8 protein-coding genes and 1 pseudogene are annotated in these 11273 nt (G+C 67.3%); all 9 read left to right on the forward strand.

The genetic code is table 11. The features are described from left to right. Nucleotides 1-44: 44 nt before the first annotated feature. Nucleotides 45-1013 carry an ABC transporter substrate-binding protein gene (locus JHD77_RS08430; RefSeq protein WP_003095948.1) on the forward strand — a complete coding sequence of 323 codons (969 nt, stop codon included), beginning with the start codon at nucleotides 45-47 and terminating at the stop codon, nucleotides 1011-1013. Nucleotides 1014-1037: 24 nt separating this feature from the next. Then, the gene (locus tag JHD77_RS08435; protein ID WP_003095946.1) at nucleotides 1038-1889 is read left to right on the forward strand and encodes an ABC transporter permease; all 852 of its coding nucleotides are present in this window, start codon (nucleotides 1038-1040) and stop codon (nucleotides 1887-1889) included. Then, complete coding sequence (locus tag JHD77_RS08440; protein ID WP_003101756.1) at nucleotides 1886-2716, forward strand: quaternary amine ABC transporter ATP-binding protein; 831 nt, start codon at nucleotides 1886-1888, stop codon at nucleotides 2714-2716. Before JHD77_RS08435 ends, JHD77_RS08440 begins: the two co-directional genes overlap by 4 nt. Beyond that, on the forward strand, nucleotides 2713-4245 hold the full coding sequence (locus tag JHD77_RS08445) for an HAL/PAL/TAL family ammonia-lyase (RefSeq protein WP_031755397.1): 1533 nt from the start codon (nucleotides 2713-2715) through the stop codon (nucleotides 4243-4245). Before JHD77_RS08440 ends, JHD77_RS08445 begins: the two co-directional genes overlap by 4 nt. Beyond that, nucleotides 4242-5450, forward strand: coding sequence for an imidazolonepropionase (hutI, locus tag JHD77_RS08450; RefSeq protein ID WP_023876096.1), 1209 nt, complete (start codon nucleotides 4242-4244; stop codon nucleotides 5448-5450). Before JHD77_RS08445 ends, hutI begins: the two co-directional genes overlap by 4 nt. Next, nucleotides 5443-6243 (forward strand): N-formylglutamate deformylase, encoded by an 801-nt coding sequence (gene hutG / locus JHD77_RS08455; RefSeq protein ID WP_003117997.1) that lies wholly within the window; start codon nucleotides 5443-5445, stop codon nucleotides 6241-6243. The genes hutI and hutG overlap by 8 nt, the downstream gene beginning before the upstream one ends. 269 nt (nucleotides 6244-6512) lie before the next feature. Continuing rightward, nucleotides 6513-8885: a type VI secretion system Vgr family protein gene (locus JHD77_RS08460; protein ID WP_031755395.1), complete on the forward strand. Its 2373-nt coding sequence runs from the start codon at nucleotides 6513-6515 to the stop codon at nucleotides 8883-8885. Then, nucleotides 8882-11119, forward strand: coding sequence for a type VI secrection system-dependent phospholipase D effector PldB (pldB, locus tag JHD77_RS08465; RefSeq protein WP_031755393.1), 2238 nt, complete (start codon nucleotides 8882-8884; stop codon nucleotides 11117-11119). Before JHD77_RS08460 ends, pldB begins: the two co-directional genes overlap by 4 nt. A gap of 3 nt (nucleotides 11120-11122) precedes the next feature. Continuing rightward, nucleotides 11123-11273: pseudogene (locus tag JHD77_RS32320) on the forward strand (tetratricopeptide repeat protein); the annotation flags it as partial.

Below are 11273 nucleotides of genomic sequence, written 5' to 3' on the forward strand. Positions count from 1 at the left end.
TTTTCCAACTGCCTTTCCCAATCGTGCATCTGGAGCGTCGAACCATGCGATACAAGAAGTCGATGTTGAGTGTTCTCTGTGCCCTCGGCCTGCTCGCCGCCGCGGCGGGCGCCCAGGCGGAAGGTTGGTGCGAGTCCGGCAAGGCGGTGAAATTCGCCGGGCTGAACTGGGAGAGCGGGACGCTGCTCACCGAACTGATGCAGTTCGTCCTGGCCAAGGGCTACGGCTGTACCACCGACAGCCTGCCGGGCAACTCGATCACCATGGAGCAGGCGCTGAGCACCAATGACATCCAGGTCTTCGCCGAGGAGTGGATCGGCCGCAGCGACGCCTGGAACAAGGCTGCCGCGGCCGGCAAGGTGGTCGGCGTCGGCGAACCCATCGTCGGCGCGGTGGAGGGCTGGTACGTGCCGCGCTACGTGATCGAGGGCGACCCGCAGCGCAAGCTCGAGGCGAAGGCGCCGAAGCTGCGCTCTATCGCCGACCTGGCGCAGTACGCCGAGGTCTTCCGCGACCCGGAAGAGCCGGGCAAGGGGCGCTTCTACAATTGCCCGGCCGGCTGGACCTGCGAGCTGGAGAACAGCGAGATGCTGAAAAGCTACGGCCTGGAGGAGACGTTCACCAATTTCCGGCCGGGCACCGGCCCGGCACTGGACGCGGCGGTGCTGTCGAGCTATCGGCGCGGCGAGCCTATCCTGTTCTACTACTGGTCGCCGACGCCGCTGATGGGCCGCGCCGACCTGGTGCGCCTGGAGGAAAGGCCCGGCGTCGACAAGCGCATCAGGATCCAGGTCGGCCTGTCGCGGACCTTCCACGACCAGGCGCCGGAGCTGGTGGCGGTGCTGGAGAAGGTCAACCTGCCGGCGGAGCTGCTGAACAGCGACCTGGCGCGGATGGCCAAGGACCGGATCGATGCGGCGCGCCTGGCGCGCGAGTTCCTCAAGGAGCACCCCGAGGTCTGGCACGCCTGGGTCGACGAGGACGCGGCGAAGAAGATCGAAGCGGCACTCTGAACCCACGACCGACGAGAGCAGACCATGTTTCCCGAACGCCTGACATTTTCCATCGCCGACTGGGTCAACGCTTGGGTCGACGCCCTGGTGACCAACTACGGCGACCTGTTCCGCAAGATATCCGACACCCTGCTGTGGGCCATCGTCAACCTCGAAGGGCTGCTCCGCGCCACGCCCTGGTGGCTGTTGCTGGCGATCGTCGCGGCGATCGCCTGGCACGCCACCCGGCGCCTGCTGCCGACCCTGGTGATCACCGGCCTGCTGTTCCTGGTCGGCGCCGTCGGCCTCTGGGACAAGCTGATGCAGACCCTCGCGCTGATGCTGGTGGCGACCTTCATCTCGGTGCTGATCGGCATCCCCCTGGGCATCCTCGCCGCGCGCAGCAACCGCCTGCGCGCGGTGCTGATGCCGCTGCTGGACATCATGCAGACCATGCCCAGCTTCGTGTACCTGATCCCGGTGCTGATGTTGTTCGGCCTGGGCAAGGTGCCGGCGATCTTCGCCACCGTGATCTATGCCGCGCCGCCGCTGATCCGCCTCACCGACCTGGGCATCCGCCAGGTCGACAGCGAGGTGATGGAGGCGGTCAACGCCTTCGGCGCCAACCGCTGGCAGCAGCTGTTCGGCGTGCAGTTGCCGCTGGCCCTGCCGAGCATCATGGCGGGGATCAACCAGACCACCATGATGGCCCTGTCGATGGTGGTGATCGCTTCGATGATCGGCGCCCGCGGCCTCGGCGAAGACGTACTGGTGGGCATCCAGACGCTGAACGTGGGCAAGGGCCTGGAAGCCGGCCTGGCGATCGTCATCCTCGCGGTGGTGATCGACCGCATCACCCAGGCCTATGGCCGTTCCCGGCACGAGACGAGCAAATGAGCGGTGCGCAGATGAACAAGATCGAAGTGAAGAACGTGTTCAAGATCTTCGGCCCGCGCGCCGATGCCGCGCTGGCCCTTATCCGCCAGGGACGCAGCAAGGGCGAAGTGCTGGCGCAGACCGGCTGCGTGGTCGGCGTCAACGACCTGTCGCTGACCATCGGTGCTGGCGAGATCTTCGTGATCATGGGCCTGTCGGGTTCCGGCAAGTCGACCCTGGTGCGCCATTTCAACCGCCTGATCGACCCCACCAGCGGCGAGATCCTGGTGGATGGCGAGGACATCCTGCGCTACGACATGGAAGCCCTCCGGCAATTCCGCCGGCGCAAGATCAGCATGGTGTTCCAGAGTTTCGGCCTGCTGCCGCACAAGAGCGTGCTCGACAATGTCGCCTACGGCCTGAAGGTTCGCGGCGAAAGCCGGGCGCAGTGCCACGAGCGGGCCCTGCACTGGATCGCCACGGTGGGCCTGAAGGGCTACGAGAAGTCCTATCCGCACCAGCTTTCCGGCGGCATGCGCCAGCGTGTCGGCCTGGCCCGCGCGCTGGCCGCCGACACCGAGATCATTCTCATGGACGAGGCCTTCAGCGCCCTCGACCCGTTGATCCGCGCGGACATGCAGGACCAGTTGCTGGAACTGCAGAAAACCCTGCACAAGACCATCGTCTTCATCACCCACGACCTCGACGAGGCGGTACGCATCGGCAACCGCATCGCGATCCTCAAGGACGGCCAGCTGATCCAGGTCGGCACGCCACGGGAAATCCTCCACCAGCCGGCCGACGACTACGTCGACCGCTTCGTCCAGCGGCGGGTGGCGAACCTATGAGCGACCTACCGAGCGTCGTGTTCGGCGACGGCCCGCTGCGTTGGCAGGAACTGGTCGCGGTGGCCCGGCACGGTGCGCGCCTGGAACTGTCGGCGGCGGCCTGGGCACGGATCGACAACGCCCGCGCCATCGTCTGCCGTATCGTCGCCAACGGCGAGCGTGCCTACGGCATCAGTACCGGCCTCGGCGCGCTGTGCGACGTCCTGCTGGAAGGCGAGCAGCTCGCCGAGCTGTCGCGCAACACCTTGCTCAGCCATGCCTGCGGGGTCGGCGAGCCGCTGCGCGACGAACAGACCCGGGCGATCATCTGTGCCGCCGTCGCCAACTACAGCCGGGGCAAGTCCGGGCTCGACCGTTCGCTGGTGGAAGGACTGCTGGCGCTGCTCAACCACGGCATTACCCCGCAGGTGCCGGCCCAGGGCTCGGTGGGCTACCTGACCCACATGGCGCACGTCGGCATCGCCCTGCTCGGCATCGGCGAGGTCAGCTACCGCGGCAGCGTCGTGCCGGCCGCCGCCGCGTTGGCGGCGGAAGGCCTGGCGACGGTGCGCCTGGGAGCCAAGGACGGGCTTTGCCTGGTCAACGGCACGCCGTGCATGACCGGCCTCGCCTGCCTGGCCCTGGACGACGCGCAGCGCCTGGCGCAGTGGGCCGACGTGATCGGGGCGATGAGCTTCGAGGCCCTGCGCGGCCAACTGGCGGCGTTCGACGCCGAGATCGTTGCGCTCAAGCCGCATCCCGGGATGCAGCGGGTCGCCGCCAATCTGCGGGCCTTGCTGGCTGGCAGCCAGGTGCTGGAGAACGCCCGCGGCATCCGCACCCAGGATGCCCTGAGCATCCGCTCGATACCGCAGATCCATGGCGCCTGCCGTGACCAGTTGGCCCATGCGGCGCGGCAGATAGAGACCGAACTCAACTCGGCCACCGACAACCCGCTGCTGCTGGGTACGCCGGAGGCCTACCGGGTGGTATCCCAGGCCAATCCCCACGGCGAATCGGTGGCGATGGCCGCCGACCTGCTGGCGATCGCCGTGGCCGAGCTGGGCGGGGTCGCCGAGCGGCGCCTGGATCGCCTGGTCAACCCGCTGGTCAGCGGCCTGCCGGCGTTCCTGGTGGGCAAGCCGGGAGTCAACTCGGGGATGATGGTCACCCAGTACGTCGCCGCCTCCCTGGCCGGCGAGAACCGCCAGCTGGCGCAGCCGGCGGTGGTCGACAACTTCGTCACCTCGGCGCTCCAGGAGGACCACCTGAGCCTCGGCACCAGTGCCGCGCTCAAGCTTGGCAGGGCCCTGGAGAACCTCCGGCGGATCCTCGCCATCGAGTACCTGCTGGCCGCCCAGGCCTTCGAATTCCTCGCCCCGCAACGCTTCGGCCAGGGCACCGCGGCGGCCTGGGGCATCCTGCGCGAGCGCGTGCCCGCGTACGACACCGACCGCTGGCTGGCTCCCGACATCGCCAGCGCGGCGGCCATCCTCGGCGAGCGGAAGAGTCTCGCCCGGCTGGCCGCGAGCATAGGAGACCTGCAATGAAACGACTCTGGCAGCATTGCCATGCCGCCACCCTCAAGGGCGGCAAGTACTCGATCGTCGAGGACGCCGCCCTGGTCACCGACGGTCCGCTGATCCACTGGATCGGCCCGCGCGCCGAACTGCCGCCCGACGACTACGCCGAACGCATCGACCTCGATGGCGCCTGGCTGACCCCGGGGTTGATCGACTGCCACACCCACGCGGTGTTCGGCGGCAACCGCAGCGGCGAATTCGAGCAGCGCCTGGAGGGCGTCAGCTACGCCGAGATCGCCGCCGCCGGCGGCGGCATCGCCAGCACCGTACGCGCCACCCGCGAGGCCAGCGAGGAAGAATTGCTGGTCAGTGCGCGCAAGCGCCTGGAGCCCTTGCTGCGCGACGGCGTGACGGCGCTGGAGATCAAGTCCGGCTACGGTCTCGACCTGGCCAGCGAACGCAAGATGCTGCGGGTCATCCGCCGCCTCGGCGAACGCCTGCCGGCGACCGTGCGCAGCACCTGCCTGGCTGCCCATGCGCTACCGCCGGAATACGCCGGGCGCGCCGACGACTACATCGAGCATATCTGCTCGACGATGCTCCCCGCGCTGGCCGGAGAGGGACTGGTGGACGCGGTGGACGCCTTCTGCGAGCACCTGGCGTTTTCCCCGGCGCAGGTCGAGCGGGTATTCATCGCCGCCCGCGAGCTGGGCCTGCCGGTGAAGCTGCACGCCGAGCAGCTATCCTCGCTGCACGGTTCCAGCCTGGCGGCGCGCTACCGGGCTTTGTCGGCCGACCACCTGGAGTACATGACCGAGGACGACGCCCGCGCCATGGGCGAGGCGGGCACCGTCGCGGTGCTGCTGCCGGGCGCCTTCTACCTGCTGCGCGAGACCCAGCTGCCGCCGATCGATGCCCTGCGCCGGCACGGCGTGGCCATGGCCATTGCCAGCGATCTCAATCCCGGCACCTCGCCGGCGCTGTCGTTGCGCCTGATGCTGAACATGGCCTGTACCCTGTTCCGCCTGACCCCGGAGGAGGCGCTGGCCGGTGTCACCCTGCACGCCGCCCGGGCGCTGGGGCTGGAAGCCAGCCACGGCAGCCTGGAGGTTGGCAAGCTGGCCGACTTCGTCGCCTGGGACATCGAGCGTCCGGCGGAGCTGGCCTACTGGCTGGGCGGCGATCTGCCGAAACGCGTCATTCGCCACGCCGAGGAGGTATACCGTGGATGAAGTCCTGAGTTTCAAGCGCGGCCGCGTGCCGCTACTGATCAGCATGCCGCACCCCGGCACGCGCCTGACCCCGGCGGTGGACGCCGGCCTGGTGGAGGAGGCGCGGGCGCTGACCGATACCGACTGGCACATTCCCCGGCTCTACGATTTCGCCGAGGAACTGGGCGCCAGCACCCTGGCTGCCCACTATTCGCGCTATGTGGTCGATCTCAACCGCCCTTCCGACGACAAGCCGCTGTACAGCACCGCCACTACCGGCCTGTATCCGGACACCCTGTTCGACGGCCGGCCGCTCTACCGCGAAGGCATGGCGCCGTCCGCCGAGGAACGCATGCGCTACCTGGCCGAAGTGTGGACGCCCTACCACCGGACCATCGCCGAGGAACTGGCGCGGCTGAAGGCCGAGTTCGGCTACGCGCTGCTCTGGGACGCCCACTCGATCCGTTCCCACGTGCCGCACCTGTTCGACGGCCGACTGCCCGACTTCAATCTCGGCACCAACGCCGGCGCCAGTTGCGATCCAGCGCTGGCGGCCCGCCTGGAGGCGGTCTGCGCTGCCGCCGAAGGCTACAGCCATGTGCTCAACGGGCGCTTCAAGGGCGGCCACATCACCCGCCACTACGGCCAGCCGGAGCAGCACGTCCATGCCGTCCAGCTGGAGCTGGCGCAGTGCACCTACATGGACGAGCAGGCCCCGTTCGCTTACCGCGCGGACCTCGCCGAAGCGACCCGCGCGGTCATCCGCGAACTGCTGGAAAGCCTCCTCGCCTGGGGGCACGAGCGCTACGCCTGAGGCGCTCGAGGCGGCGGACGCCTGGCCCGTCCTGGCGGACGTGAATGCCGCGGATGGGGTGGGGCGTCCGTGTCGGTATTCTGGAAATTTTCTGTTACAAATTTATTGAGGTCAGCGTTGATGCGGCCGGGAGGCCGAGTGCGCAAAGAGTTGCACAACTGTTCTCCTCTATCCTCTCGGCCAGCATTTCCATCGCGCGGGCGCAGGCGCGTCGCGCCCGGAACCGAATACGCCAGGAACGCACGGCTGCGTTTCCAAGAGGACAGTGAATGTTCGCCCCCGCCAACCAGACGCACTTCAGCCTTCGCATCGAAAACCTCCGGCACGACTTCCAGGTACTCGCCTTCCGCGGTCGCGAAGCCATCAGCCAGCCCTTTCGCTTCGACCTGGAGCTGGTCAGCGAGCGATCCGATCTGGACCTCGACGCGCTGCTGCACCAGCCGGCCTTCCTGATCCTCTCGCCGAGCGGGCAAGGGGTCCACGGACAGCTCACCAGCATCGCCCAGGGGGACTCCGGCAAGCGCCTGACCGGCTATCGCGCGACCCTGGAGCCGCGCCTGGCCTACCTGGGGCTGTGCAGCGACCAACGCATCTTCCAGCGCCTCAGCGTGCCGGAAATCATCGGTCGGGTGCTGGAGGGCCACGGCATTCTCGCCGACGCCTACCGCTTCCAGCTGGGCCCGACGCCGTACCCGGCCCGCGAATACTGCACGCAGTACGACGAAACCGACCTGGCGTTCCTCAGCAGGCTCTGCGAGGAGGAAGGCATCCATTACCACCATGAGTTTTCTGCCCAGGGCCATGTGCTGGTCTTCGGCGACGACCAGACCTCCTTTCCGCGGCTGCAACGCCCCGTCGCCTACGTGCAGGACGCCGGGCTGGTCGCCGACCAGCCGGTGGTCAAGCGCTTCGGCGTGCGCTTCGACACCCGTGCCAGCCGGGTTACCCGGCGCGACTACGACTTCGAGCAACCCGCGTTGCAGATGCAGGCCGCCCATGGCCCGCAGCCCGGGGCGCAGCAACCGGACCTGGAGGACTACGACTATCCCGGCCGCTTCACCCACCGCGAGCGCGGCAAGCACCTGAGCCGGCGCGCGCTGGAACGGCATCGCGCCGACTACCTACAGGCTAGGGGCGAAAGCGACGAACCGGCGCTGCTCAGCGGACACTTCCTGACGCTGTCCGCGCATCCCCGCGGCGAATGGAACGATCTCTGGCTGCTTACTGAGGTTCTCCACGAAGGGCGGCAGCCGCAGGTACTGGAAGAGTCGATCGACAGCGACGTCGCGCAGGGCCGGGGCGATTTCCGCCAGGGCTATCGCAACCGTTTCGTCGCCACTCCCTGGAGCGCGCATTTCCGCCCCCCGCTGGAGCATCCCAGGCCACGCCTGCTGGGCTGTCAGACAGCGGTCGTGACCGGCCCCGCCGGCGAGACCATCCACTGCGACCAATACGGCCGGGTCAAGGTGCAGTTCTTCTGGGATCGCCTCGGCCAGGCCGACGACAACACCAGTTGCTGGTTGCGCGTCGCCTCCAACTGGGCGGGCAAACGCTATGGCGGCGTAGCCATCCCGCGGGTGGGCATGGAAGTCCTGGTGGGTTTCCTGGAGGGCGATCCGGATCAGCCGCTGGTCACCGGTTGCCTCTACCACAGCGAAAACCGGGTGCCCTACGAGCTGCCGCAGAACAAGACCCGCAGCGTTTTCAAGACCGACAGCTACCCCGGCGGCGGCGGTTTCAACGAACTGCGCATCGAGGACCGCAAGGGCCAGGAACAGATCTTCGTCCACGCCCAGCGCGACTGGGACGAGAACATCGAGCACGACCAGAAGATCCGCGTCGGCCATGAGCGCCACGACACGGTCGAGGGCGATAGCTACAGCGAGTTCAGGGCCGAGGAACAGCGCACGGTCCACGCCGACCGCAAGGTCGAACTGAAGGCGGCCGACCACCTCAGCGTCGCCGACGCGTTGCACCTGAGGATCGGCACCGGCCAGTTCGTCGAGGCGGGCGACGAGATCCATTTCAAGGCCGGCGACAAGGTAGTGATCGAGGCAGGCATGGAGCTGACCCTAAAGGGCGGTGGCAGCTTCGCCAGGCTCGACCCGGGCGGTGTCACCCTCGACGGCGCCCAGGTGATGATCAACAGCGGCGGCAGCCCCGGCATCGGTAGCGGCGTTCGCGCGCTGTCGCCGCTGCAACCGCTCGCGGCCGACGCCGCGGCGGCGGGAGGCGCCTTGTTGGGAGCCATCGCCCAGAAGATCGGCGAAGCGCCGCAGAAACTCCTACGTTTCGAACTCAGTCCGTTGCCCGGCGTGGCATCGGCGGCCAGGCAACCGTATCGGCTCTACGCCAACGGTGCCCTCAAGGAGGAGGGCATCGCCGACGAAGGCGGCGCAATCAGCTTCGAACCGCTGCCGGGCGAACGCACCTATCGTATCGAGACGGCCAATGGTCACGCCTACGAAGTGGAGATGGTCGACCGGCCGGACGCACTGCAGGCCGACGATCGGCTCGCCCAGCAGGGGTTCCGCGACTACCGGCCAGAAATGCCCCAGCACAAGCCGCGTTCCGCCCCGGACGCCTACCGGCGCGACGCCTCGCGGCCCGGCGCCGCCGACAAGGATGAGCCCACGCCATGAGCGACCTGTACAAACCGCAGACCCTCAAGCTGTACGCGCAACAGGCCGGCAGCGTCCGGCTGACCCTCGACTGGTTCGCCAACAAGGCCTTCTACCCACCGCGCGCGGGTGTGCACATCAAGCCGCTGATCAATGGCCAGGCGGCCTTCGACGCGGTGCATGCGGCGATGGAAGCGGCCCGGCAGAGCATCGACATCATCACCTGGGGCTTCGACCCGGCCATGCGCTTCAAGCGCCCCGACGGACCGCGAATCGGCGAATTGCTGCAGACGAAGGGCCGCGAAGGAGTGCAGGCGCGGGTGCTGGTCTGGAGCAACCAGCTCGCCAGGCTCAAGGAAAACACCATCCCCGGGGCCGGCGTCGGCGGTTCCGGCGGCACCTGGGTGGGCTCGGGCGTCGCCAGCGGCAGTGCGGTGGACAACGAGGTGCTGCGGCTGGAGCAGCGGCGCCAGCATAACCTCAACCTCATCGCGCGGCAGCAGGAAGCCCTGGAACGCTCGGAACGGCTGCACCGCGAAGGCAGGCTGCCGAGCTTCGACCCGCGGGGCGCCGCCCACGCGCGGGCGCGCATCGCCGAGCTGGAGGCGGAGAACGCCGAGATCCAGCGCACTCTCGACAGCAGCGAGGCCCAGGGCTACGGCGGCAAGCGCGGTTCCGGCGGCACCCGCCAGGATCCCTGGGGGCAGATATTCACCCGCGACTGGTTCAAGGCGGTACGCGGCGGTGGGTTGCAGAACGTCGAGTTCCGTACCCGCGACTTCGAGCAGACGGCCAGGCCGGTGATGAACGGCGAGCAGGTACGCCTCGTCAACGGGCGGCTGCAAAGCCTGATCCACCTGTTGCGCGCCGATGGCATCGACGACCTGGGCATCGGCCAGTTGCTGGTACTCACCCAGTTCGCCAGCCATCACCAGAAGATGGTCCTGGTCGACTATGGTAGCCCGCAGGCCATCGGCTTCGTCATGGGTCACAACATGCACCGCAACTACTGGGACACCAGTGCCCACCTGTTCGACGACCGCGCCGCCGGTCGCGATCCCGGGTTCGGGCCCTGGCAGGATATCTCCATGCAGGTCCAGGGACCGGTGCTGGCCGACCTCAGCCGCAACTTCAGCGAGGCCTGGGACCTCGAGACGCCGTGGTACAAGCGCTGGTTCTCGACGCCATCGCTGACCGCCGAGCGCGACGCCTTGCCGCTGCCGAAGATCGCCACGCCCGCCAGCAACAGCGTTGCGCAGATTTGCCGGACCCAGCCACAGGACGGCGAGCGCTCGATCCTGGAGCACTATCTCAAGGCCCTGGGCAATGCCACCGACTACGTCTACATGGAAAACCAGTACTTCCGTTATGCCGGCTTCGCCGAGCGCCTGCGGAAGACCGCGCAGGCCCGCAAGGCCCGGGGCGTGCCCGGCGACCTGTACCTGTTCGTCGTGACCAACACCCCCGACTCCAGCGACGCCTCGAAGACCACCTACGACATGATGAAAGGCGTGGGCCAGGAGCAGCTGATGCCGCAAGTGCAGCGCGACCTGGCGCATGACCTGCGGGAAAAGCGCGAGCAGTTGAAGCAGCTCAGGGAAAACCCGCACCCCGATCCCTATGTCCGGCGCGGCCAGGAAAACAACATCGAACGGCTGCAACGCAAGATCGAGGCGCTCGAAGAGAAAGGCGTGACGCCGGAAGTCGAGCAACGCCTCGGCGGTCTCGGCGCGCAGGACATTCCCGAACTGGCGAAGAACACCGGCGAGGACGACAAGCCCTACCAGCTCGCCGACGTGCCCGGCCTCAAGGTGGTCATCGCCACCCTGGCCACCAGCGACCCCGCCCCCGGCAGCCCGCCGCCAGTACGCATGTCCGCCGAAGCCGAGGCCGCCCTCGGGGCGCCGCCGCTGAAGGCGCGCTACAAGCACATCTACGTGCACTCCAAGCTGCTGCTGGTGGACGACCTCTATACCCTGCTCAGCTCGGCCAATATCAATGTCCGCAGCATGCATAGCGACAGCGAATTGGGGGTTGCCCAACCCAATCCGGATTTGGCGAGGGCGATGCGGGAGGAGTTGTGGGGGGCACATGCTTATAAGTTGGCCGAAACGACCGAAGAAAACTTCAAGCTGTGGAATCAGAAGATGGATAAGAACTGGAAGCAGCAGCGAAATGGTGAATCTCTAACGACCCATTTATTGCGGTTCTGGGATGTCACCACACCCTATAGTCCCAATTTTACGGTGGACTGAGCGATGCGTATCTCTATTTATCTGTTCACTTTCCTGCTGAGTTTCGGAGTTTCCGTTATGGCCGACAGCAAATCATTCGTCTGCGTTAATGAAAAAGACCATCTTCCTCCGTTGGATTCGCAAGCCGATGCTTGGTACCGCGAAGCAGCCGCCT

The organism is Pseudomonas sp. P20 (assembly GCF_016463925.1).
Classification (GTDB): Bacteria; Pseudomonadota; Gammaproteobacteria; order Pseudomonadales; family Pseudomonadaceae; genus Pseudomonas; species Pseudomonas aeruginosa.